Source organism: Rhodococcus sp. MEB032 (assembly GCF_030208925.1).
GTDB classification, from domain to species: Bacteria; Actinomycetota; Actinomycetes; order Mycobacteriales; family Mycobacteriaceae; genus Rhodococcus_F; species Rhodococcus_F qingshengii.
This window is the reverse complement of record NZ_JARVSY010000040.1, coordinates 37,609-61,785: the sequence shown is the minus strand read 5'-3', so window position 1 is coordinate 61,785 and position 24,177 is coordinate 37,609. Positions and strand designations below refer to the sequence as shown.

Below are 24,177 nucleotides of genomic sequence, written 5' to 3'. Positions count from 1 at the left end.
TGAGAATCTGAGGTAAACGACGTGGGGCAGATCGCAGAGTATGCGATCTGCCCCACAGTCGTTTTCGTGTGTGTTACGAGCCGAGCCGAGATCCGTCCTTCTTCCAGGCTGCAACTACCGACGGGCGAGGCTGGGCGGAACCACCGTCGGGCCAATGGGATGCGGGGCTTTCGATGCTGGCGTCGTCGGTCTCGCCGGGGTGCTGGACGCAGACGATGACGCGCTTCTCGTCCACGATGGGGCCGCAGGTTTCGGCGCCGACGGGAACGGTGAGGAACTGCTTTGTCTCACCGCGGTTTTCGCCTTCGAGGACAACGCTGAACAGCCCGTCGTTGGACTTGAGTGCGTTGCCGTCGGTGGAGATCCACAGATTGCCGTGCGGGTCGAAGGCAAGGTTGTCCGGGCATGAGATGGGGCTGACCTTGCTCTTGTCGAACCCGCCGAAGTAAGTATCGGCTGTGGCCGGATCTCCGCAGACGAGAAGAAGATTCCAGCCGAAGGTGGTGCCGGCGTGGTCGTCGGTGATTTCGAGGACCTGGCCGTTCTTGTTGTTGTTCCTCGGGTTCGCCTCGTCGGCCGCGGCGCCACCGTCGACTCCGCGCTTGGTGTTGTTGGTCAGTGCGACGTAAACCTTGCCGCTCTTCGGGTTTGCCTCGAAGTCCTCGGGGCGATCCATCTTCGTTGCCCCGACCTTGTCACCGGCCTGGCGGGTGAAGACGGCGACCTCTTCGGCGCTCATACCGTCTACCAGCGATTCGCCCTTGCCGTCTTCGCCGGTGCGCAGGATGGCTACCCACTCGCCGGTTCCGTCGAACTTGCCGTCCGACGGAAGTTTGCCGCTGCCGTCGATCTCGCCGGCGGAGTTTCCGCTGAGCTTTGCGACGTACAGTGTTCCGGCGTCGAGCAGAGTCATGTTGTGGCGCATGGCTGCTTGACTCTTGCCGTCCTGCATCTTTCGGCTGGAGACGAACTTGTACATGTAGTCGAAGCGCTCGTCGTCGCCGCTGTAGGCGACGACGGTGCCGTCCGCCGTGATGTAAATGGTGGCGGCTTCGTGCTTGAAACGTCCGAGCGCTGTGTGCTTGATCGGAGTCGACGACGGATCCCAGGGATCGATCTCGACGACGTATCCGAATCGGTTGACCTCGTTGGGTTCTGCGACCAGATCGAACCGCTTGTCGAAGCGTTCCCACTTGCGCTCGGAAGCGGCGCCGGCAAGACCGTAGCGCTTCAGTCGCGCTGCGACCGTGGGATCGGTGACACCCTCGGCGTTCGCGAAGTACTGGTTGAAGTTCTCTTCGCCGGAAAGCACTGTGCCCCAGGGGGTGACGCCGCCGGCGCAATTGTTGAGGGTGCCGAGCACTTTGGTTCCCGTGGGATCGGCACTCGTCTTGAGGAAGTCGCTACCTGCAGCGGGGCCGGTCACGACAAATTCCGTGGTTCCGGTGATGCGGCGGTTGTTCGATCCGATCTCCGGTACGAGCTTGCCGTTGTCGGATTCGCCCTTGACCTGGACGACCGACAGTCCGTGGCTGGCGAGGCCGATCTTGAACTGCTCCTCGGTCGGGTTCTCCGCATCGTAGCCGCGGAACATCGCCGGCTCGGTGGAGTATTCGTGATTGACCACGAGTAGGTAGGTGTTGGGCTGCCCGTCGACCGGGAGCAATCCGGCGAAGTCGTTGTTGAATCCGAACTGCAGTTCCTGCGCTGCCGCAGTCTGCTTGTCGAAGTCGAAAGCCGGGGCGCCGGCGAGAACGGCGTCACCCCAGCGAATCACGACGGCTTGATCGTATCCGTCAGGGACGGTGACCTTGTCTTCCTTGTTGGGCGCGACAGCGCTGAAGTTCGTCCCCGTTGGTGTCGATCCGCCGCTGCTGCCGCTCGTCGAACCGGTTCCCGGTTCCGCACTTGCGGATTCGTCCGAACACGCGACGAGGGCGCTGCCCGCTCCCACCGCGAGGACTGCCATGCCGCTGCCCCGGAGCAAGCCGCGACGACTCAGCGCTGTGCGTGCGATGTCGCGGAAGTACTCGCCGCCCGAGGTGTTGGGGACCTCGTGAGAGCACGCGTTTCCGCACTTGTACTGGCAGGTGATCGACGCGCGCGCAGACACGCCGTCGTGTTTGACGAACAAGGCCAAAGGCTTGATAGCCACCGTGAACTCCCGAGATTCGATGTACGGACTTCGGGAACCGTAGAAGCTCTAAGCAAGGGTAAAGGAACGTAAAAATGAACGGCAAAACAACGAGGTGACCCTTACCCGCGGTTTACGACGCGTCCCCGCGGGGACGTCGCATGACATTTGTCATCGCTGATCCGTGACGGTGTCACCGCAGGTGATGACGCTGTGCACTGTTTTCGGCTCTGACTTCCCGCGAAGCTTGGATGCATGAGAGAACCACATGAGGGAAGCCTCCTGACGGACCTGATGGACATCGGACCCGCACCCACGATGGGCCGCGAACTTGTTGTGATCGTCGTGAATATCGCGATCATCGGAGTGCTGTTCGCGATCATCGGCTCCAATCCCGTGTTCTGGATTCTTGTTGCCGCTCTCGCTGTCTATGCGGGTATCCGATTCGTGATCGGACTGCGCGGCTGGAACCGAGCGGAGGCGCAGCGATGAAGGGCGATCCCGTGATCGACGTAGTCGGAATGTCGCGGCGTTACGGCTCCGGTAAGGAGGCGTTCGATGCTGTTCGCAATCTGGATCTGAGTGTTCAGGAAGGCGAGCTGTTCGGCCTCCTCGGAACCAATGGTGCCGGCAAGACATCCACCCTCGAAGTGATTCAGGGTCTTTCACGAGCCAGTGCCGGAACGGTGCGCGTTCTGGGCATGGATCCGGTGCGCAACCGCAAGCAGATTCGCCCGTCGCTTGGCATCATGCTTCAGAAGGGTGGCTTGCCCCAAGACCTGACTGCTCGTGAGAGTTTGGCGATGTGGGCCGGAACCTGCTCGAATCCGCTGCCCGTGGACGAGGTGCTCGAGCGCGTGGACATGCGTGACCGTGGTGATACCCGCGTGAAGTTCCTCTCGGGAGGTGAGGCGCGGCGACTGGATCTGGCGTGCGCGATCATCGGCCGGCCACTCGTCCTGTTTCTCGACGAGCCGACTACTGGTTTGGATCCCGAAAGTCGATGTAACACTTGGCAATTGATCGCTGACTTGAAAGCGTCGGGCGTCACCATCATGTTGACGACGCATTACCTGGACGAAGCCGAGTCCCTGTGCGACCAGTTGGCGATCATGCACCGAGGATCGGTGGTGCGCAGCGGAACCGTGGCGGACGTCGTCGCGGATCATCCTGCCCAGATCAAACTGCACCGTCCCGGTCTTCCGCTCCCGGCCCTGGCCGGCGCGGAGGTACGCGTCGAAAACGATCTGGTGGTGATCACCACTCGCACAGTGCAGGAGACGCTGACGGAACTGCTGCTGTGGGCACAGCACAACAACATCCTGCTGACCGGCCTGGATGCCCGCGCGGCATCCCTGGAGACCGTATTCCTCTCCATTGCAGACCAATTCGATCATCACGCAACTCTCGAAGGAGCGTCAGCATGAACCGCATAGCAACCCTGTCTCGTTCGGAGTTCACGCTCCTGGGACGAAATCGACTGTTGCTCTTCAACGCAATCGTCCTCCCGTTGATCTTTCCCGTGGGGATGCTGTACCTGTCGCGCGATGGCGGGTTGTCCGACAAGTCGGTGTCGGCAGGCCTCGAGGTGTTTGCACTCTTCCTGCTCGTGTTCGTGGTCTTCTACAACCTCCTGTCGGTGTACGCGACGCGTCGTGACGAGTTGGTTCTCAAGCGACTACGGACAGGGGAATGCAGCGACGCCGAGATCCTCGCGGGCCCGGCAGTGCCGTCGTGGGTTCTCACCGGCCTGTTGACGGTGGTGATCGGAATCGCCGTGATGGTTCTGGGCGGTAGTGCTCCGGTCAATCCGGTCCTGGTGCTGGTCGCGGTGATCGGCGGCGCCGCGCTCTTCACGGCGCTGGCGTTGATCACTTCGGCTGTCACGCGAAATGCAGAGGCGGCGCAGATCACCTGCATGCCGATTCTGATTCTGGCGACGGCAGGTATGTCCTCGATCAGGAATGTCGTGCCGGACAACGTTGCTCGCATTCTCGATTTCACTCCGCTGGCCGCAGTAGTGGACCTTCTCAATCTCGGATGGCTGGGGCGGACCACTGGCGAACTGGCTGATCTGGGCGATGCGCCCGGTGCGGCAGCGGGATTTGTCGACACCTTCGGTTCGGCTGCGCAACCGCTGTTGGTCATGCTGGCGTGGATCGTCGGTTCGGTTCTGATCGCGAACGTCCACTTCCGCTGGGAACCGCGTTCGTAGAACTCTGAGAAGCGTTCGTAGAACTCTGAGAAGGTAGTGGGCATGATCGCGCAGAACTTCGGACGCTGGAATCCGAGACGGACGTGGCGAACCGCGTCGAACGTCGACAAGGTTCGCCTCTACACGCGGCAATCGTTCATCATGGTCGCAGTGGTTTTCGGTGGCTTCGGTGCGGTCACCGAGGTCGTTGCGGATCGGTACCTGTCGGGTGTCTTCCTCGGAATCAGTGCCGTTGCGTGCGTCATCGCCGTGTCTCGGATGCCTGATCTGGGCGGAGTCGTGGCCAAGCCCGTCCAGATTCCTCTTGCCGTGATGACGTTGTCGGCGTTCTGCTCGGCGGGAATTGCCTTGGGAAGCAATGGCGAGAACGGCCCGTACTTCTGGCTGGCGGCAATCCTTGTCGTGCCCCTTGCGGGGTTGACGTCGTTGCGCTGGCTGATCGTGGGCTCGGTGGCCGCCGGGGTTGTATTGGGACTGCTTGCGGGTCCGGAAAGCGGCGTGTCCGTCGGAATCGTCGCCGCCTTCATGGGGCTGACCGTCTACATGTCGGTGTGGCTGCTGCGGATGGTCACCGAATTGGACGAGGCACGCGGAGCCGCTGCCGCTCTGTCCGTCGCCGAGGAACGGTTGCGATTTTCACGCGATCTCCATGACGTCGTCGGGCGGGCACTGTCTGCAATTGCGGTGAAAAGTGAACTTGCAGCTACTCTTTCACGGCGCGGCGACGATCGTGCCGCCGCGCAGATGGACGAAGTACGCGAACTTGCGCAAGATTCACTCGACGAAGCGCGCGAGTTGGTTCGGGGATACCGGTCCATCGCCTTGGCGTCCGAGCTGGCCGGTGCGCAGTCTCTGCTCGAGGCCGCCGGAATCTCCACTGCGATACGTGGATCGGCAGATCAGCTGCCGGTGGAACTGGCCGAAGCTGCCGCCTGGGTCGTCCGTGAAGGCGTCACCAACATTCTCCGGCACTCCAGTGCCGAGAATTGCAGCATCGAAGTGTTCGCGGACGGCGTCGTGATCGCCAACGACGGCGCACGGATCGCAGAGCCGAACAACGGAACCGGCCTGAACGGATTGCGCGAGCGCGTCGGCGCCGTCGGAGGAATTGTCGAAACCGTGCAGGACGAAGATCGCTTCACCCTCACCGCCCACTTTCCGTCCCGAACGAAGGAGTCTCGGTGACCGAGCCGATCAAGGTACTGCTGGCCGACGACGAGAATCTGATCCGCTCGGCTCTGGCCATGATGTTGTCGCTCGAGGACGACATCGTTGTCGTCGCGGAAGCCGAATCCGGCGAGGATGCCGTGGTCGCTGCTGCAAAACATCAACCTGACGTAGCCGTGCTCGACCTTCAAATGGCAGGTATCGACGGCATCGAGACGGCGCAACAGATTGCGCAGAGGGTCTCGGGGTGCGTCTCGATCATCGTGACGAGCCACGGGCGTCCCGGGTATCTGAAGAAGGCACTGTCAGCGGGCGTCCGAGGATTTCTGCCGAAGACGACGCCTGCGGCGACGCTCGCCGAGGTGGTCCGCAGCGTCCACGCGGGCGGGCGGTACGTCGATCCGTCGTTGGCTGCCGAGGCAATCGGCGCCGGCGACTCGCCGCTTACTCCGCGCGAAGCGGACGTACTCGAGTACGCGGCCGACGGAGCATCCATCGAGCAGATCGCTTCCCGGGCACACCTGTCTGCGGGTACCACCCGAAACTATCTGTCGTCAGCTGTCACCAAACTCGGTGCAGCCAATCGGCACGAAGCCGCAGTGATCGCCCGCCGGCAGGGGTGGATTTAGGGCCTTCGGCCCCGTGCGCCTTTCTGGTTGCGGGCACTACCAAAAAGGCGCACAGGGCCGAAGGCCCTGCGATGTCGAGAATCCCCGACTTGCTTCGTCCCTGTAGTGAAGTGCGACCAGAATGGGTGGCACCGACACAGAGGAGATTCACGATGGCCAAGTACTTGCTGCTCAAGCACTACCGCGGCGCTCCGGCTGCAGTCAACGACGTGCCGATGGACCAGTGGACGCCGGACGAGATCACTGCCCACGTGAAGTACATGCAGGACTTCGCGGATCGGCTCGAGAAGGCGGGCGAGTTCGTCGACGGTCAGGCTCTCGCTCCTGAGGGCACCTTTGTCCGATACGACGGTGAGGGTCGCCCCCCGGTCACCGACGGTCCGTTCGCGGAAACCAAGGACCTCATTGCCGGCTGGATGGTGATCGACGTCGACAACTACGACCGTGCCGTCCAATTGGCCGGCGAGCTCTCGGCCGCGCCCGGCGCAGGCGGGAAGCCGATTCACGAATGGCTCGAACTGCGCCCGTTCCTGACCGAGCCGCCGACCATCACGGACTGAAACCTGTCATGGACGACGCCCTGCTTCGGAGTCTGACTCCGAGCGTGCTCGGCATCCTCGTCCGCCGCGGAGCAGATTTCGCGTCGGCCGAGGACGCCGTGCAGGACGCTCTGCTCGAGGCGGTCAGGGTCTGGCCGGACAACCCGCCGCGGGACCCGAAGGGCTGGCTGGTCACGGTGGCCTGGCGGCGGTTCCTCGACGGGATCCGGTCGGATGCGGCTCGCCGTAAGCGGGAGTTTCTGGCTGACGAGCAGCCAGGCGAGCGGCCGGTCAGCGGGTCGGTGCCGGGCGTGGACGACACACTCCAGCTCTACTTTCTGTGCGCGCACCCGTCGTTGACGCCGTCGTCCGCCGTCGCACTCACGCTGCGCGCTGTCGGCGGGCTGACCACCCGCCAGATTGCGCAGGCCTACCTGGTGCCCGAGGCGACTATGGCTCAGCGCATCAGCCGAGCCAAGCGCACGGTCTCCGGCGTCCGGTTCGAGCAACCCGGCGATGTCGCCACCGTCCTGCGTGTCCTCTATCTGGTCTTCAACGAGGGGTACTCCGGCGACGTCGACCTGGCTGCCGAGGCCATCCGGCTCACCCGGCAGTTGGCGGCCGCGATCGATCACCCCGAAGTCGCAGGGTTGCTCGCACTGATGCTGCTCCATCACGCTCGTCGAGCCGCGCGAACTGCCGCGGACGGCAGTCTGGTTCCGCTAGCCGAGCAGGATCGCAGCCGGTGGGACACCGATTCGATTGCCGAAGGAGTCGCAATCCTCCAGTCAGCTCTCGCCCGCGACCGGCTCGGTGAGTTCCAGGCCCAGGCCGCCATTGCCGCACTCCATGCCGACGCTTTCACAGCAGACGAGACCGACTGGGTGCAGATCGTGGAGTGGTACGACGAACTCGCAGCCTTGACCGACAGCCCGATCGTCCGGCTCAACCGAGCGGTGGCGGTCGGCGAGGCAGACGGACCACGCGCCGGATTGGCAGCTCTTGCAGCGCTGGACGATTCACTTCCACGCCATGCCGCAGTCGAGGCCTATCTGCGTGAACGCGACGGAGATCTCGAGTCGGCGGCGAGGTTGTATGCCGATGCAGCGCACAAGGCATCCAACCTCGCCGAACGCGACCATCTGATGCTTCAGGCGTCCAGGATCAACGCCCGTCGATCTCCTGCAAGCGCCCCTGAGTCAGAGAACCTGTGAGAGGAACGCTTGCAGTCGATCTGTTTCGGGATCGTCGAAAAGCTGTTCCGGAGTACCGGTTTCGACAACGGCACCGCGATCCATGAACAGCACCTTGTCGGAAACGGAACGCGCGAAACCCATTTCGTGCGTCACGACGACCATAGTCATGCCGGACTTCGCGAGATCGGCCATCAATGCCAGAACACCCTTGACCAGTTCGGGGTCGAGAGCTGACGTCGCCTCGTCGAAGAACATGACCTCGGGCTTCATCGCCAGGGCGCGGGCAATTGCGACGCGCTGCTGCTGACCACCCGAAAGGTTGCCGGGCCGCGAGTCGGCCTTCTCCCTGAGCCCCACCAGATCCAGCTGCTCGAGCGCGAGCGCCCGAGCTTGCTCCTTCGACAAACCCTTGAGCTTGTTCGGCCCGAGTGCGATGTTCTCGGCGACGGTCTTGTGTGGGAACAGGTTGAAGTGCTGGAACACCATGCCGATCCGCTGGCGTAGCTCGTCGGGGTTGTCCTTCAGGACGGACTTCCCGTCGAGCAGCACGTCACCCTGCTCGGGCTCGTGCAGACGGTTCAGCACGCGCAGGAGCGTCGACTTGCCCGAACCGGAGGGCCCGATGACGGTGACGGTGTTTCCGGCGTCGACGTGCAGGTTGACGCCGCGAAGCACCTTGTTGGTACCGAAGGACAGATGCAGGTCCTTGCCGGTGAGCGATACGGACTTCAGTTCAGAGCTGGTGGTCATGTCCTCAGCCCCTTTCCACGACGATGGCCTGCTCGAGCGGATCCAACGTGCCTGAAGTGTCGGCGCGTCCGGTCCGGAGTCGGTTGTCGATGTAGTTGACGAGGTGCGTCAGCGGGATGGTCAGAGCAAGGTAGAACAAGCCTGCCGCAACGAGCGGGGACAGGCTGCCGGTCTGGGCGTTGAGATCACGTCCGACGGCAAAGAGTTCCCGCTGGGTGACGAGCAGACCGAGGAAGTAGATCAGCGACGAGTCCTTGATCAGCGAGATGAACTGGTTCATCAACGCCGGCAGAACGCGTCGTACACCCTGCGGGATGACGACCAGCGACATGGACTTTCGGTAGCTGAAACCGAGGGCACGTGAAGCCTCGAGCTGCCCGGACTCGACGCTCTGGATTCCGGATCTGAAGATCTCACCGATGTATGCCGACGCGAGCAGTGACAGTGCCGCGACACCGAGCCAGTACGGATTGCTACCGGTGATTCCCTTAACGATCGGTCCGACGCCGAGCCCGATGATCAAGATGATGACGACTGCGGGCAGGCCACGGAAGATGTCGGTGTAGACGCGGGCCGGCCAGCGCAGCCAACGGGTGCGCGAGATACCGGCGACAGCGAGCAGCATGCCGAGGATCGTGCCGATGATGCCGGACGCGAGCGCAAGGATCAGGGTGTTGGGAAGACCGGTCTTGAGGAGATCGGGGAATGCCTTCTTGTACAGATCCCAGTCGAAGAACGTGTCCTTGAGCTGTTCGAGCGTCGACTTCGGTTGGTACGACGCGGTATCGCCACCGTCGCCGTTTGCTGCGTTTTCCGCGGCAATGGCTGCGAAGTCGGGCAGTTCCGGAGTGGCCGCGGCCTTGGATCCGGGCTTCCAGCCTTCAGGGAGTTGGCGCGGTACCCAGTCGGCGTACAGCTGAGACCAGGTTCCGTCGTCGATGACTGCGTCGAGGCCGGAGTTGAGGGCGTCGATCAGGGGCTGGTTTTCCTTGTTCACCGCCCAGCCGACGAAGTTGTTGACCGAGAAGGTGTTCTGGATGATCGAGGTCGGATCACCGGGAGCGATTGCACCTTCGGCCTGCTGAGACGGAGCTACCCAGGCGTCGATCTGTCCGGACTTGAGGTTCGCGTACGCCGTGGCGTAGTCGGGAAACTTCACGGGATCGAGCTTGAGCGTGTTCACGACGTAGTCGTCCTGCACGGTTCCCTGCACGACGCCGATGCGCTTGGAGGCATCCAGGTCTCCGAAGCCGGTGATCGGGCTGCCGTTAGGCACGACGAGGGAGAAGTATCCGAAGTCGTAACCGTTGGTGAAGCCGACGGTGTTGCGACGGTCGTCCGTGGTGGTGATGGACGACGAGCCGACGTCGAAGCGTCGACCGGCAACCTGGGCGAGAAGCCCGGCGAACTCGGTGCCGACGAACTCGACCTTCAGGCCCAGCTTGTCCGCGACGGCCTTCAGCAGCTCGTTGTCGTATCCGGTGTACTGATTCTCGGAGTTGACGCAGATGCTCGGGGGCGCGTCACCGAGCGTGCCGACCGTGATGACCCCGGGTTTGATCAGATTCAGCTTCGAGGTGTCGATCTGATCGACCGGGGTGACGGTGGCCGTGGTGTAGCGGTCTTCGGCGCCCGCACCCGCTGCCGCGTCCAGATTGGTGGGCGCCGCGGTTGCAGCTCCCACTCCTGGAGGTGCACACAGGTCTGTGGGGGCTGCCGACGAATCCGAGCCACTCGAGCACGATGACAGAGTCAGCGCCAGGAGGGCAGTGAGGAGCAGTGCCACCACCAGGCGGATCTTCGCTGCGACGGAAGAAAACATGCGTGCAGCGTAAACCTAAGGGTAGCCATTTCTCCGTGTAGAACTGTTGACAGTTTTCGGACAAGGGGCCGTTGCGCTGCGGGCATGCCTTCAAATCAGCGTGATTTTAAGTATCGCCAGGTCGGGGAATCTCGTGCCGTAGAGATCAATATCAAACGGTCTGGTCGGTATAGCCGACGCCCAGGGGGTCGCTCCAGGTGGTCCACACGTCTGGCCCGAGTTCGATCTCGGCTGTGGTGAGTAGACACGCGTCGAGTTCTCGGTGCAGTCGAGACGGGTCGATGGATTGGCCGATGAAGACGAGTTCTTGTCGGCAGTCTCCGACGGGTTCTTCCCACTTGTCGAGGATTCCGTCACGACGGTAATCGTCGGCCGGCCACTCGTCACGGGGTAGAAACTTCCACCAACGGCCGACGTATCCGTGGCGAATGAGATGACCGGCCTGAGAAATACTCCCGATCTCGGTGAACCGGCCGGCATTCCAGTAGTAGCCCTTGGCCCGAAGTAACTTTCCGTTGGTCCACTCGCTGCTGAGGAAATCATGCAGCCGTTGGGGGTGGAAGGGTGCGCGCTCGCGGTACACCACCGAACTGATTCCGTACTCTTCGGTTTCGGGGGTGTGTTCACCTTGGAGTTCTTGTAACCATCCGGGGGCCTGTGCAGCCTTTTCGAGTGAGAACAAACCGGTGTCGAGAATCGTGTCGAGTGGGATGCGACCGAGCGTCATCGGAACTATCGCAGCGGATGCGTTCAAAGAGCGCAGGACTGCGGTCAATTCGACCAGGTGCTGGTGCGAGACGAGATCTGCCTTGCTCACCAGGATGACGTCGGCAAATTCGATCTGATCGACAAGCAGATCCGCGATGTCTCGTTCGTCTTCCGGGTCATCGGCTTCGACGCGGCCCCCAGCCGTGTAGTCGCGCAGAAAACTGTGGCCGTCGACGACGGTGACCATGGTGTCGAGTCGGGCGACGTCGGCGAGGGCGTGGCCGTCGGTATCGATGAATGTGAACGTCTCTGCGACGGGAAGCGGTTCGGAGATGCCCGAAGATTCGATGAGTAGGTAGTCGAATCGGCCATCGGCGGCCAAGGCACTGATCTCGGAGAGAAGATCCTCTCGCAGAGTGCAGCAGATGCAGCCGTTCGTCATCTCGACCAGTTTCTCCTCGGAGCGACTGAGCGAGATCTCACGCTCGACTTCTGCACTGTCGATGTTGATTTCGCTCATGTCGTTGACGATCACCGCGACCCGCCGACCCTCTCGATTTCGCAGGATCTCGTTGAGTAGTGTCGTCTTCCCGGCGCCCAGGAAACCTGACAGCACCGTGACCGGAAGTCGTGTGTCGACCATGATTTCCAGTGTCCTTCCGAATGAGAGAATTGCTGTGATCAGGCGGCGGTCACGCGAAACGCTGTGATCGCGTGACCGCCGCCCGGAATGTTGGACGATCAGGCCGCAGGCTCGAGGTAACCCTCGAAAAGGTCGACTACGACGCTGCCGCCGTCGGTGTCGCTACCGAACAATTCCTCCGCCGCGAACGTCACGTGGTACGTCGGTTCTTCGCCGGCGTCGTTGCGCCCGTGGCCGATTGCGTCGGGAAACGGCCACTTCTCGGTAGTCCGATGAGAGATGGTTCCCACTCGTCCGCGGCAGTACGCAGGCATTCGAATATGCCCCGGAACGTACTCGTCGCGCACGCGTACTCGCTGACCGACCTCGAAGGTGGTCGTCTCGACGGGTGCCGGACGCCCTTCGGATTCGCTGGGCCGCGACAGTGGGAACGGTCCCCCTGCGAGGCTTTCGAGCTCTTCCTGCGTCAGGATTCCCTTTTCGACCATCAGTGTCGCGACGCCGATGACGTACCTCTCGTAGTACGGGGTCATCATGTAGTGGCGGGGTTCCATCCGCTCGACGACGTATCGAACTTCGTCGACGCTGAATGCCCCGAGTTCGGCGACACCGGCGAACATCAGGCTGTACGGAAGGTGTTCCCACTCGGCGTGGAAGGTGGGACCGATGTCGGCGTTGACGGTATGCGGGACTTTGCCGAAGCCTTGAACTCCGGCAAGATCGTGTACTCCATCCATGGTGTGCTTCCTTCTTGTCGGGGTGATCAGACGGTGGGAACCTGCGGGACTGCGACGCCGATCAGGCAGTCCTTGGTGACGATTTCCTGCAGTTGTTCCTGGCTCCAGCCTTCGGTGCCTGCGGGACGTTGCGGGAGAACCATGTAGCGAGTTTCGGCGGTGGTGTCGTAGACGCGGATCTCGACGTCCGACGCGATCTCGGTTCCCATCTCGGAGAGAACCTTCCGTGGCTCACGCACCACTCGCGCACGGTATTCGAAACTCTTGTACCAGGTAGGGGGCAGGCCGAGAATGGGCCACGCGGTGCATGAACACAACGAGCACACGATCACGTTCTTGAGGGTCGGGGTGTCTTCGACTGCCACGATGTACTCGCCCTGGGGGCCCAGATATCCGTACTGGGCAACCGCGGCGGTACCGTCGGTGAGAAGCAACTGCCGGAACTCGGGGTCGGTCCACGCCCGCGCGACCAATTCCGCTCCGCGCCTTGGACTGAAGTCCTCCTCGAAGGTCTTCTTCCATCCCTCGACGTAACCGTCGGGTACCAATCCCTTACCGTCGAGTGCGCGGAACAGGGCCCACGCCCGGTCGGAGACCGGCGCCTGGGCCGGTGCGGCGTTCTCCGTTGTGTGGTCGATCGTTACTGACATCTGGTTCACCTTTTCTATGCGGGCTGATCATGTGTGAATCGGTGGAATTTGTTGTGCAAGTGCGGATACAGAACTAGGTGAGGCTGAGTTGTGGTGCAGAGTCGGAGATGTGGTCGGCAGGCGTCGGAAACGCGCCGCGAAGCTTTTCGAATGCGCGCCCGACCCGGAGGACCGTCGCATCGTCGAAGGTCTTGCCGGTGATCATCATTCCGACCGGAAGCCCGTTCACCAGGCCGGCGGGAACGGACAGGGACGGATGTCCGGTCACGTCGAACGGTGCTGTGTTGGCGATCATCCCGAGAGCCTTCGTGATGAAGGTTGCACGATCCACGTCCTTCGCCGGTAGTTCGGATGCGACGTAGGGCAGTGTGGGCATCACCAGGACGTCGAATTGTCTCAAGGCAGTGTCGTAGGCGGCACGGGCGAGCGGTACGAGGTTCCGGGCTTTGCCGTAGCTCGCGCCGCCGAGGGTGGTGATGCCGTGGTGGCCGGTCAGAGCCACCAGTTTGACGGTTTCGGACAGAGCGTCGGCGTGCTGAAGGCGTCGAGAAGCAAAGTGTGCCATCAGTTCCGGATCGTACAAGCCTTCGGCGTTCATGCCGTATCCGTTGCCGTCCAACATCTGGTAGGCACCACCGTCCGTGGCGATCACGTTCCAGATGTGGAAAGCATGTAGGTGCCACGGGATGTTTACTTCCTCTACCGTGCAACCGATTTCGGACAGACTGTGTGCCGCTGCGCGGACTGCGTCGTCGACCTCGGGCTGTGAGACCGCGTGCCCGAAACCTTCTCGAACGATCCCGATTCGCAGACCATCCACATCGGAGTCGAGGGTGGACAGATAGTCACCTGCTTCGACGCTGTCGGCTTGGCGTGGGTCGTTACCGTCGCGACCGGCGATGACCGAGAGCATCAGTGCGGCATCGTGGACCGTGCGTGTGATCGGGCCGAGATGGTCGATTGTTCGCTCGATGGGAAATGCCCCGGTATACGGGACGAGCCCGAACGTCGGCTTGTGTCCGACGACGCCGCAGAATGCCGCCGGGATCCGGATCGATCCGCCCTGATCCCCGCCGATGGCAAAATCGACGTCACCGTTTGCGACGAGAGCCGCACTGCCACCGGATGATCCACCTGCTTCACGTTGTGGGTCCCATGGATTGCGGACCGGTCCGCTTGCCGGTGTGAAGCTCGAACCGGAGAAACACAGGTCCTCACACACAGCTTTGCCCGCGACGGTTGCACCGGCCGCTAGTAGTCGAGTGACCACAGTCGCGTCGCGAGACGGAGTGAACCCCTCTACTGTCCGAGACCCGTTCATCATCGGAACTCCGGCCACGGTCACGTTGTCCTTGATCGCCACGCGTCGGCCGGTCAGGACGCCGTCCGACGTCGGCGGGATGCTTGTGGTCACATACCAAGCGCTCAAAGGATTTTCGCTCGCTGTTGGCACCGTGTGCTCACGTGACGTGGTCGGCGGGGTTGCCTCGTCGGCGTACAACTGGTCGACGACGTCGTAGGAGCCCAGTGCTCCGTCGATCAGTGCCGGCCACTCGAGCCGGGCTGACTGGTCGAGAGTGATGCCGTAATGCCTTGCGGCGGTGTCTATTGCATTGTCGTCAGGTCGGATTGTCGCCATGAGAAGTGTGCTCCTGATGTGATCGGCTTCACTTGTCTTTCAGACTAGGGCCGGATCCATAATTGCGTCAATAGGTATCGACATATTGACTCGTTAAGTTCGGGTTACGCGCGCTCAGAGAGAGCGGGGGTACAGGCGCCCACGGCGTGATTCAGCGAGCAGAATCGGTCGATGCAGTGGAACGCCGTTGTTCGTAGAGCTTTTCGATGTCGTGACAAGCTGCCGAAGTACTGTTTCCGGATCGCCTGCCGACGTTCGTTCGACTGCGCGTGCGTAAGCGACGATCGCTTCGTATGTTGTCTCCGACAGGGAACTGAGCGGAGGCAGGAGTTCGTTCGAGCTCGCGCTGTATCGCTTTTCGAGGTCGTGATCGCCGGCTGCGGATTGAAAGTAGCCGAATGCCGCCCAGACTCCGTCGGCATCGGAATTGCCGATGAGCTGCTGAGTGGCCTCGTCGAGGACCAATGCAAACGTCCGCGTGGTGGCCCGCAGTCCGTGCTGGGCGCATTGTCGTTCGAAGAAGACCTCGTCATGGCCCACCAGGGTGGAAAGAATCAGTTCGGCCCCGGAGTCGGCTATCGACTCGATGATGCGTGAGAAGTCGGTTGTCCCCAACGGTACGTAGACTTCGCCGGCCACCGAACCTGTGGATTCGGCGATCACACGCCGGGCCGCCCAATGCGCTCCGAACGACCACGAATACTGCTGGCCGACCAGGAACCAAGTGCGAGAACCGGTCTCGGACATCATTGCGGGTATGCCCGCTCGCGTCTGGTCGAGTGGTCGCTCACCCAATCGAAGGACTCCCGGACGCGATCGACCTCCCTCGTTGAGAACTGTGTGCACCAACAGCACACCGGTGTTCTGCAATGCAGATGCAGCGGCATTGAAGGTCGACGATGTCACGCACGCGAAAACGGCGCGACATCCGCTTTTCACCAATCGCAGTGCGGTCGCCGCTCCGGCCGCCGAGTCGGAAGCGTCATCGCCGATCACCAAGTCGACGAGAACGCCGCCGATGCCGCCGTCGGCATTGATTTCTTCCACGGCCAGGGCTGCGAGTGTTTCTGTCGCCTGGGCGAATACAGCTGCCGGGCCGGATTTGCTGACCAGCAGCCCGATCCGATGTCGGTCGGAACGCGGAGGTTCGGGTGGAGCGAATCCGCGCTTGTTGGCAAGCCAGGAAATGCCGTCCTGATCGAGGCTGGACTCGAGAACGATCCGGGTCCCAGCGCCGTCGGGAAAGAACCGGATCGTCAGGCGGCCGCGCCACGGTTGGTGGTGCACGATCACGACCGATCGGCCCCGCTTCACGCCGGCGACGTATCCCAACAGCGTGATCGGCATTCCGACTGGATCTGCGCGTGCGCCGTCGCCGACGGGAAGGGAGATGGCGGCAGCGGCCCCGACCGTCAGTTGCTCACATTCGAGTTCGAGCAGTTGCCCCGTTTCGAGGCGCTCGAAGGCTGACCCTGGTGGGTCGGTCGTCACGATCTGTGCCGTTACGGAGAGACCTGGCACGTTCTACTTCCTGCCTGAAATAGGTGCTGGGGCTCAACAAGGCCTCACGCTCGGCGACGCACCGATGCGACGTCTGAATCCTCAGTCGCAGTGGCCGGCAACTCGGAGGCGTTCGAACCTGCTTCCAGCGCTCGCCCGAGGACGTCGCGCAGGAACTGGAGTGCATCGTTGGCGGGCCCCGATGGATCTATCGAGAACAGGCGATGACGTCCTTGACGCCGTTCGACGATCACGCCGGACAACCGCAGCGCCTTGAGATGTGTGGATACCGTGGTGCGACCGACCGTCGAAATTTGATCGCTGATGAAGCCCGCGTTGCACTCGCCGTGTGTAGCCAGCGTGTCGAGAATCTGTCGACGCACTTGGTCGGCCAGCACAGCAAACGCCAACTCTTCGTTTCGTTGAGTAGTCACTGTCTGCTGTCCGCGCTTCCTCGATGGTCTCTACTGAGATATGTCGACACCCGTCAACATATCTCGAGTTGCCTCCGAGGGAAAGAATGTGGCCGAAGATTGCCGGCGACTTCGGTCAGTGCTCGGCGGTGATCACCGCGTCGCGCAGCATTCCGGTCCCGGGATGGCAATTGATGTACTCGTAGAGCTGATCGGCGGCATCGAATACCGAGACCTCATGGTAGAGACGCAATTTCGACAGGCCCTCGGCCACCCGGAAGAACGTCGTGAAGATCCGTAGATGGGTCGGGTGGGATTCCGACCACCGTTCGAGTTGGTCGAGGGAGGCCCAGTGGCCGATGTTGTAGCTCAAGTCGAGGAAGTTTCCGTCGATGTCGATATTGCGTACGAATCGGTTGCTGTAGCACCCGACGGCCGGGCCGTTGTCGCGGAGGAAGTCCATGCCCGATTGAAGAGTGGGCAGGATTTCGTCCAGGTAGAGGCTGCGCTCGTCTGCTTCCGCGTCGGCCCAGTCCTGCCCGGACCTGATCAGTGCGATGTTGTCGTGTCCCCGCACTACTACGCGTCCACCTACGGCGGGGTCACCGGCGACGACCCGTAGTTCGCCCGAGGCCTGCATCCAGTCGGTTTGGGAGATCGGAAACCGCTCGCGCATCGAACCCCAGTAGCCGTGCTCGTTGATTTCGCCGCTGACACCGTCCATGACAGCTCCCACTCCGGGGAGGTCGTCTTGGAACGCGTAGAGCGTTTCGAATTGTTCGGCTCTCGGTGCCACGATCTCGCGGAAGAACCCCAATCCGTCCGACAGGCGGTCTTCGGACTCCCACCAGGAGGATACTGGAGGTGATGCGCTCCAACGATGTTGGGAAGAAACATCTTTCCAGTAACCGACCACGATCAGGTTCTCGTAGCCCTGGTTGTCGATGTGATGGGTGAGATCGTGGTGTGCCGGTCCGTCCGGCAAGTCGAAGCCGGCGACGATATCCCGCATCGCCCGCAGTGCTGCCGGGCGCTGATCCTCGCCGCGGAACTGCACGCCGAGATAGCCCATCACGACCTGGTGCAATGTGTCGTCTGCGCGCCCGACCCACATGGGAAACGGTGGCGTATAGGTATCCGGGACCCGCCTGGTCAGAGTGCGCGGGCATTGAAGGTGTTCGCCGATTGCAGATTCCATGAGTGCTCCCTGTGATGTAGGTGGTCGAATCGGGTGCCTGGCACTTGGCAACGCCGTGCCGAAAATCTACGCCCGCTCAGCCGAGCAAACTTGGCCGTCAGCGCCCGATGCTTGGCCTACCGTGCCAAGAATTGTGGATACGTTTCGGCGACAGAAAATTTTGAACACCATGTTCAATGGGTAAGTGTCCGAAGATGTTACAGATCAGCGGGTAGTACTTGTGGGGGCCGCTGCTTGCGACCGGTACCGCCGCGGGCTGATCCCGAATTCCGCTTTGAAGGCTCGACTGAAGGCGGCCAGGTCGGTGAATCCCCAGCGGTGAGAAATCTGGGTCAGCGACCGCTCTACTCCGTGTCGTTGCACGATCTCACGACGGCAACCGTCGAGTCGACGGCTGCGAATCGACCGTGACACCGTCGTGCCGTGTTCGGCGAAGGCTCGGTGCAACTGCCGAATGGAGACTTTGACCGATCCCGCGATGTCCACCGGAGACAGGGCCGGGTCTGCGATGCGGGCGTCTATGACCGACAGGGCGGATTCGTAGAGGCTGGTTCGCCGCGAGGTGATCGGTCGCGCAGTTGTGTGAAGAACGGACTTGACCAGGTTGCCGATCTCGTTGACGACTTCCTCTTCGTCTCCGCTTGCGTCGGACGTCATGCGGACGGAGGCAAGATCGTGAAGAAAGCGACCAAGCAGACCACTCAGGCCCGCGTGTCCGTCGAAGGCGATGGCGGTCAGGCTCGTGACTTCCGCGTCGCTGAGCGACAGGTACGACCGTGGCCAGGTGAACACCTCGAGTCCCCAGATGCCGTCGTGTGCGTGTCCCTCGATCTGCCAATCGAAGGGGCGCGTGGTGTCGTACAGGACGTAGTCGCCACGTCGCAGGACGCATTCGCGGTCGTCTTGGCGCACTACCGCGCTACCGCGGCGGATCATCCCGATCTGCAGATAGTCCGCGCCGTCGCTCTTGATCAGGCTGTTGCTACGGACTATTCGTTGTTCCATCGATTGAACTGCGGATACCCGAACGTGTGCGAGTTGGGCCGAGTGGACGGCCCCGCTGAATCGATCGCCGTCTCCGATATCGGATACGTCGAGCGCGACAAAATGCTCGCGCAACAAATCTGCCCAGTCGCCCGTGAGAGTCGTGCGTGTGGGCAGGGAGAAGCCGGATCGCGCGAGCATTGCAGGGCGCCTCCTCGCAGAAAAGCCGAAGTTCTCGGGTGCTCGATGTTCAGAGAGTAATCCCGCACATCAGACATGTCGATAGAAGTCGACATGTCATCGCGTCGGGAAGAAATTGTTTGCCATACAAACAACGCCGAGTTATTGTTTGTCATACAAACAAGTAGGAGTTCGTGATGGCCACCGAGGCAGTTCCCGCAGCGCGCGCGACGCGTGAGTCGGGCAAGCAGACGCGCATGGCGCTGTTCAACGCCGCAACCGAGCTGTTTCTCGAGCACGGCGACAGCGTCTCCATCGCGCAGATCTGCACGGCCGCCGGCGCCCATCCCAACCAGGTGACCTACTACTACGGCTCCAAAGAAAAGCTCTTCGTCGAGGTGGCGTGCGCGGCCGTTCTGCGCGCAGGCAAGCGTGCCGAGGTCGATGCGGCCGACGCCGACACGGTCGGCGATTACACCGAGAAGCTGGTCGGATCCCTCCTGGGCTCGGGCGCTCCCAGCGTCGAACTCTTCGTGGAAGCGATGATGATGACGGGTCGTCGTGGTGAACTCCGCGACCTGATCTCCGAAACGCTTCGCACTCTGCACTCCTCGGGCGAAACCGCCCTCCTCCGTACCTTGATCCGCACCGGCTGGCAGCTGCGCGCGGGCATCGACGTCGAGTCCAAGGCCTTCTGGTCTGCGATCTTCGGCCTCGTCATCCAGAAGACTGCCACCGGCGAGAGCTTCGGCTACTCCCTCGAGGAGGCGGTTGCCGTCATCTTCGCCACCCTCCAGATACCCGACGCCGTACTCAACAGCTCGATGGAATGAACTCTCTTCGAGCGTGATTCTCCGACAAGGACTTCGATGAATATCGTTCGCGTATTCGACAGCAACGTCACCAAGAACCCGGACAAACCTTTCCTGATATTCGACGGTCACGATCACACGTACTCCCAGGTTCAGGACGGAAGTCGACGCGCCGCAGGCTATTTGCAGTCGCTGGGCGTGCAGCCGGGCGACCGCGTCGCGCTGATGTGTTACAACACTCCGGGATTCGTGTACGCGATGCTCGGTGCCTGGCGCTTGGGCGCCGTCGTGGTCCCCATCAACCACAAGATGCAGACTCCGGAAGTTGCCTACGTGCTGGGACACGCGAAGGTGTCGGTGTGCGTCTTCGACGGTGAGTTGGCGCCGGTTGTCGGTCGACTGGAGACAACGGCCAAGCTGATCAGCACGGACTCTGTCGCAGACGGTTTCGACTTCTTCGACGACGCCATCACCCGCCAGGACGGCGTTGACGGTATCGACATCGACGAGAACGATCCGGCCGAAATCCTCTACACCTCGGGGACTACCGGCTCGCCCAAGGGCTGCGTCCACAGCCACCGCAACGTCGTCGGTGTTGCCGTCACCGCGGCCCTCGCCGTGTCGACGACTCGGGACGAGCGACTGCTCATGGCCGTCCCGATCTGGCACGCTTCCCCGCTCAACAACTGGTTCATGTCCACGCTCTACATGGGCGGAACCGTCGTGCTGCTGCGCGAGTACCATCCCGTCAAATTTCTGGAAACAGTTCAGGAACAACGCATTACCCTCTGCTTCGGCCCGCCGGTCATCTATACCACCGCACTCAACCTCGTGCCGAACTTTGCCGACTACAACCTCGGAAGCGTTCGTGCGTGGTTGTACGGCGGGGGACCGATCGGCGCGGATGTCGCTCGGCGACTGGTGGAGTCGTACGGCACCACCGAATTCCGGCAGGTCTACGGCATGACCGAGACCGGGCCAGTGGGCACCGTGCTGTACCCCGAAGAGCAGTTGAGCAAGGCGGGCTCGATCGGCCGCGTCGCGCTGGCCGGCGTCGACCTGCGCCTGGTTGCCGATGACGGCACCGACGCGGAGCCCGATCAGATCGGTGAGATCTGGCTGCGCGCCGACACCGTCATGCAGGGGTACCTCGACGACCCCGCTGCCACGAAGGCTGCTTTTGCCGACGGCGGTTGGTATCGCACCGGCGATCTGGCGCGCAAGGATGCGGACGGTTACCTCTTCATCGTCGACCGCGCGAAGGACATGATCATCACGGGCGGCGAGAACGTCTACTCCAAGGAGGTCGAGGACGTGATCTCCGGCCACCCGGACGTCGTCGACGTCGCCGTTGTCGGAAAACCCAACGAAGAATGGGGCGAGACCGTCGTCGCGCACGTCGTCTGGCGTGAACCGGATGTCATCAGCGCCGACGACATCAAGGACTACCTCTCGGACAAGTTGGCGCGCTACAAGATTCCGCGTGAAGTGGTGTTCGCGACGATTCTTCCGCGTACACCGACCGGCAAGATCCAGAAGCACCTCATCCGCGCAGCGAGCTGAAAGGCCTGTCATGACTGATATTTCCGAGAAGACCGTCACCCACCCGGCTCCGCATCGCACCCATGCAGTGCTCAACCAGTCGGTACCGCGCACGGACGTCAACGAGTTCCTGCTCGATACGGTCCTGGCCGAAGGCGTCGCGCGTCACGACGCCGATTGGGCCACCAGTGAACTCACCGATATCGGTGAACTGGTCGGCAGTGCCGGGTTCCAGCACGACGCCGAGCTGGCCAACACGGTGATCCCCGAATTGAAGACCTTCGATCGCTGGGGAAACCGCATCGACGAGGTCGAATACCATCCGTCGTATCACCGGATCATCTCTGCCGCCGTTGCGCACGGTGCTCACACCTCTGCCTGGGCTGACCCCAAGCCGGGTGCCAACGTGGCTCGGGCCGCGGCATTCATGCTGTTCTCCCAGGTCGAACCGGGCCACGCGTGCCCAATCTCCATGACGCACGCTGTGATCCCCTCGCTCGAGCTGCAACCCGATGTAGCCGCCATCTGGACCCCGCGTGCCCTTTCTCGGAGTTACACCCCCGAGTTGGATGCTCCCGGAAAGGCATCCGCGATCTTCGGAATGTCGATGACGGAAAAGCAGGGTGGCTCCGACGTGCGAGCCAACACGACCATCGCCAAGCCGGCCGGACGTGGCGGCCCGGGTGCGGACTACCTCCTCACCGGACACAAGTGGTTCTGCTCCGCGCCGATGTCTGACGCCTTCCTGGTTCTCGCTCAGGCCGAAGGTGCTGCCGGCGAGGGACTTTCCTGCTTCCTTCTCCCCCGCATCCTGCCTGACGGCACACGCAACGTCTTCCGTATCCAGCGTCTGAAGAACAAGCTGGGCAACAAGTCCAACGCGTCGTCCGAGATCGAACTCGACGGCACCGTCGGCACCATGATCGGCGAACCGGGTCGTGGCGTGCGGACCATCATCGAAATGGTGTCCCAGACGCGACTCGACTGCATCCTCGGCAGCACGGCAGGTATGCGTCAGTCGGTCGCCGAAGCGGTGTGGCATGCACGGCACCGCAGCGCTTTCGGTGCCGTCCTGGCAGATCAGCCGGCGATGACCTCGGTGCTTGCCGATCTGGCTCTCGAATCCGAGGCCGCGACCATCACCGCACTGCGATTGGCCCGTGCGCAGGACGAGGACGCGAATGAGCAGGAAAAGGCGTTCCGCCGACTCGCGACGGCTGTTGCGAAGTACTGGATCTGCAAGCGCGGCCCGCACCACTCCTACGAAGCCCTCGAGTGCCTGGGTGGCAACGGTTACACCGAGGACTTCCCGCTTGCCCGTCGCTACCGTGAGCAGCCCGTCATGGCCGTGTGGGAGGGGTCGGGCAACGTCATCGCGCTCGACGTCCTGCGCGCGATGACCCGTGAACCCGACTCCGTTGCCGCCTTCGACCACGAGGTCAACCTCGCCCGCGGCAACAACCCGGTCCTCGATCAGCACCTCGATCGGGTACGACGCCAACTCGGTGAGCTCGCCACGATGGCACCTGCCGACGCTCAACTCCGCGCTCGGACCGTCGTCGAGGCTATGGCGTTGGCACTGCAGGCTTCGCTCATGGTGCGCCACTCCCCGGCCGCCTCGTCCGATGCGTTCATTGCCGCTCGCCTCGGCGCCGACCGTGGTCACGAGTACGGAACTCTGCCTGTGGGAACAGATTTCGCCGGAATTCTCGCGAGAGCCTAAGGCTGCTCCCTCAGTAACCTGGTGACGGTGTGTACTGCCGGCGTCGGATTGTTGGGTCGCCATGCCATCGCGATTTTCAGCGTGGGCGTGGCCCCGGCGATCGGCAGGTACACGACCCCGTCCATGGACAGATGCGCCGTCGACTCCACGACGACGGCGATCCCGACCCCCGCTCCGACCATGGCCAACAGGCTGTACGGATCGGGGGCTTCGTGTGCGATGGTGGGCGTGAAACCTGCTGTGGCGCAAACGGACAACGTTGCATCGCGCACCACCGAGCCGTGCTCGGCGGGATACATCACGAATCGTTCGGTTGCCAGGTCTTCCGGTGACACCGAGTCATGCGTACCGAGGTGATGCCTGGCCGGAACCGCGACCATCAAGGTTTCCTCCCGCACAGTGTGAGTCTCGAATCCGCGCGGAATGGGCAGGCCGACTATGCCCATGTCCAGTGCTCCGCGTCGGAGAGCGTCGAGCACCTCACCCGAGTACATCTGCGGCCGTAGTTCCAGTTCGATTCCCGGATGGGAGTCGGCCAAGGACCGTGTGAGGGCCGACAGGACGGTGTAGCCGCCTGTTCCGCCGAAACCCACTGTGACACGGCCCGTCTCGCCAGTCGACGCGGCCGATGCGATTTCTCGTACCACGGCGATCTGCGCTTCGATGATCCGTGCGGGCGTGACCAAGGCTTCGCCGGCTGCGGTCAGTTGCACTGATCTGGTGGTCCGGACGAACAGGTCGGTGCCCAGTTCACGCTCGAGCGCTCGAATGGTCTGACTGAGCGGGGACTGCCCAATGTGGAGTCGCTCGGCGGCCCGGCCGAAATGAAGTTCGTCGGCGACTGCGAGAAACGCGCGCAGTTGACGCAGTTCCACGTCGCTCCTCCCGGGTTTCATTATGTGGTTCTCCCACATAAATAAGTCGAACTAAGTCTTGGACTCTACATGGATTTCGGACGATAGTGATTCACGCCTCACATTGCATCCCTTGGTGATG

General features: G+C 62.3%; 22 protein-coding genes. 10 read left to right on the top strand and 12 right to left on the bottom strand.

Going from position 1 to position 24,177, the window contains the following annotated elements; genetic code table 11:
* Window positions 1–73: 73 nt before the first annotated feature.
* Complete coding sequence (locus QRN54_RS29435) at window positions 74–2,155, bottom strand: PhoX family protein (RefSeq protein ID WP_217018143.1); 2,082 nt, start codon at window positions 2,153–2,155, stop codon at window positions 74–76.
* A 234-nt stretch (window positions 2,156–2,389) separates the two neighbouring features.
* On the opposite strand from QRN54_RS29435, the gene QRN54_RS29430 reads away from it, so the two are divergent.
* From QRN54_RS29430 to QRN54_RS29400, 7 genes are all read left to right on the top strand, one after another.
* On the top strand, window positions 2,390–2,626 hold the full coding sequence (locus QRN54_RS29430; RefSeq protein ID WP_228401538.1) for a hypothetical protein: 237 nt from the start codon (window positions 2,390–2,392) through the stop codon (window positions 2,624–2,626).
* The gene (locus QRN54_RS29425; protein WP_285183672.1) at window positions 2,623–3,561 is read left to right on the top strand and encodes an ABC transporter ATP-binding protein; all 939 of its coding nucleotides are present in this window, start codon (window positions 2,623–2,625) and stop codon (window positions 3,559–3,561) included. Before QRN54_RS29430 ends, QRN54_RS29425 begins: the two co-directional genes overlap by 4 nt.
* A complete protein-coding gene (locus tag QRN54_RS29420; RefSeq protein WP_003946064.1) occupies window positions 3,558–4,349 on the top strand; it encodes an ABC transporter permease in 792 nt (263 codons plus the stop codon). Before QRN54_RS29425 ends, QRN54_RS29420 begins: the two co-directional genes overlap by 4 nt.
* Before the next feature lie 42 nt (window positions 4,350–4,391).
* Window positions 4,392–5,534, top strand: coding sequence for a sensor histidine kinase (locus tag QRN54_RS29415; RefSeq protein ID WP_054782137.1), 1,143 nt, complete (start codon window positions 4,392–4,394; stop codon window positions 5,532–5,534).
* Complete coding sequence (locus QRN54_RS29410; RefSeq protein WP_064689017.1) at window positions 5,531–6,145, top strand: response regulator transcription factor; 615 nt, start codon at window positions 5,531–5,533, stop codon at window positions 6,143–6,145. The genes QRN54_RS29415 and QRN54_RS29410 overlap by 4 nt, the downstream gene beginning before the upstream one ends.
* Before the next feature lie 152 nt (window positions 6,146–6,297).
* Window positions 6,298–6,705, top strand: a complete 408-nt coding sequence (locus QRN54_RS29405) for a YciI family protein (protein WP_003945999.1) — start codon at window positions 6,298–6,300, stop codon at window positions 6,703–6,705.
* 8 nt (window positions 6,706–6,713) lie between these two features.
* Window positions 6,714–7,898: an RNA polymerase sigma factor gene (locus QRN54_RS29400; protein ID WP_054187259.1), complete on the top strand. Its 1,185-nt coding sequence runs from the start codon at window positions 6,714–6,716 to the stop codon at window positions 7,896–7,898.
* Here the strand turns inward: QRN54_RS29400 and QRN54_RS29395 are convergent.
* From QRN54_RS29395 to QRN54_RS29350, 10 genes are all read right to left on the bottom strand, one after another.
* Window positions 7,884–8,630: an amino acid ABC transporter ATP-binding protein gene (locus tag QRN54_RS29395; RefSeq protein ID WP_003946070.1), complete on the bottom strand. Its 747-nt coding sequence runs from the start codon at window positions 8,628–8,630 to the stop codon at window positions 7,884–7,886. The genes QRN54_RS29400 and QRN54_RS29395 overlap by 15 nt on opposite strands.
* 4 nt (window positions 8,631–8,634) lie before the next feature.
* Window positions 8,635–10,452 (bottom strand): ABC transporter substrate-binding protein/permease, encoded by a 1,818-nt coding sequence (locus QRN54_RS29390; RefSeq protein ID WP_003946057.1) that lies wholly within the window; start codon window positions 10,450–10,452, stop codon window positions 8,635–8,637.
* 151 nt (window positions 10,453–10,603) lie between these two features.
* Window positions 10,604–11,803, bottom strand: coding sequence for a zinc metallochaperone GTPase ZigA (zigA, locus tag QRN54_RS29385; protein WP_285183669.1), 1,200 nt, complete (start codon window positions 11,801–11,803; stop codon window positions 10,604–10,606).
* Window positions 11,804–11,901: 98 nt separating this feature from the next.
* On the bottom strand, window positions 11,902–12,540 hold the full coding sequence (gene nthB, locus QRN54_RS29380) for a nitrile hydratase subunit beta (RefSeq protein ID WP_285183668.1): 639 nt from the start codon (window positions 12,538–12,540) through the stop codon (window positions 11,902–11,904).
* Between the two features lie 26 nt (window positions 12,541–12,566).
* Window positions 12,567–13,190, bottom strand: coding sequence for a nitrile hydratase subunit alpha (nthA, locus tag QRN54_RS29375; RefSeq protein WP_042450854.1), 624 nt, complete (start codon window positions 13,188–13,190; stop codon window positions 12,567–12,569).
* Between the two features lie 73 nt (window positions 13,191–13,263).
* The gene (locus tag QRN54_RS29370; RefSeq protein WP_042450636.1) at window positions 13,264–14,829 is read right to left on the bottom strand and encodes an amidase; all 1,566 of its coding nucleotides are present in this window, start codon (window positions 14,827–14,829) and stop codon (window positions 13,264–13,266) included.
* Window positions 14,830–14,943: 114 nt separating this feature from the next.
* Window positions 14,944–16,350, bottom strand: coding sequence for a substrate-binding protein (locus QRN54_RS29365; RefSeq protein ID WP_054187255.1), 1,407 nt, complete (start codon window positions 16,348–16,350; stop codon window positions 14,944–14,946).
* A gap of 44 nt (window positions 16,351–16,394) precedes the next feature.
* The gene (locus QRN54_RS29360) at window positions 16,395–16,763 is read right to left on the bottom strand and encodes an ArsR/SmtB family transcription factor (RefSeq protein WP_007735244.1); all 369 of its coding nucleotides are present in this window, start codon (window positions 16,761–16,763) and stop codon (window positions 16,395–16,397) included.
* Window positions 16,764–16,878: 115 nt separating this feature from the next.
* Window positions 16,879–17,940, bottom strand: coding sequence for an aliphatic aldoxime dehydratase (gene oxdA, locus QRN54_RS29355; RefSeq protein WP_064075482.1), 1,062 nt, complete (start codon window positions 17,938–17,940; stop codon window positions 16,879–16,881).
* A 204-nt stretch (window positions 17,941–18,144) separates the two neighbouring features.
* Window positions 18,145–19,125 carry a helix-turn-helix domain-containing protein gene (locus QRN54_RS29350; protein ID WP_047270147.1) on the bottom strand — a complete coding sequence of 327 codons (981 nt, stop codon included), beginning with the start codon at window positions 19,123–19,125 and terminating at the stop codon, window positions 18,145–18,147.
* A gap of 176 nt (window positions 19,126–19,301) precedes the next feature.
* Between QRN54_RS29350 and QRN54_RS29345 the strand changes: the two genes are divergently transcribed.
* Genes QRN54_RS29345 through QRN54_RS29335 form a run of 3 tightly spaced genes read left to right on the top strand, consistent with a single transcriptional unit; the run spans window position 19,302 to window position 23,181 of the window.
* On the top strand, window positions 19,302–19,937 hold the full coding sequence (locus QRN54_RS29345) for a TetR/AcrR family transcriptional regulator C-terminal domain-containing protein (RefSeq protein ID WP_030537647.1): 636 nt from the start codon (window positions 19,302–19,304) through the stop codon (window positions 19,935–19,937).
* Between the two features lie 36 nt (window positions 19,938–19,973).
* Window positions 19,974–21,479, top strand: coding sequence for a class I adenylate-forming enzyme family protein (locus QRN54_RS29340; RefSeq protein WP_285183659.1), 1,506 nt, complete (start codon window positions 19,974–19,976; stop codon window positions 21,477–21,479).
* Window positions 21,480–21,489: 10 nt separating this feature from the next.
* Window positions 21,490–23,181 (top strand): acyl-CoA dehydrogenase family protein, encoded by a 1,692-nt coding sequence (locus QRN54_RS29335; protein ID WP_151098503.1) that lies wholly within the window; start codon window positions 21,490–21,492, stop codon window positions 23,179–23,181.
* On the opposite strand, the gene QRN54_RS29330 is transcribed toward QRN54_RS29335, so the two are convergent.
* Window positions 23,178–24,056, bottom strand: a complete 879-nt coding sequence (locus tag QRN54_RS29330) for a LysR family transcriptional regulator (protein ID WP_285183658.1) — start codon at window positions 24,054–24,056, stop codon at window positions 23,178–23,180. The two genes, QRN54_RS29335 and QRN54_RS29330, sit on opposite strands and share 4 nt — an antisense overlap.
* Between the last annotated feature and the right edge of the window lie 121 nt (window positions 24,057–24,177).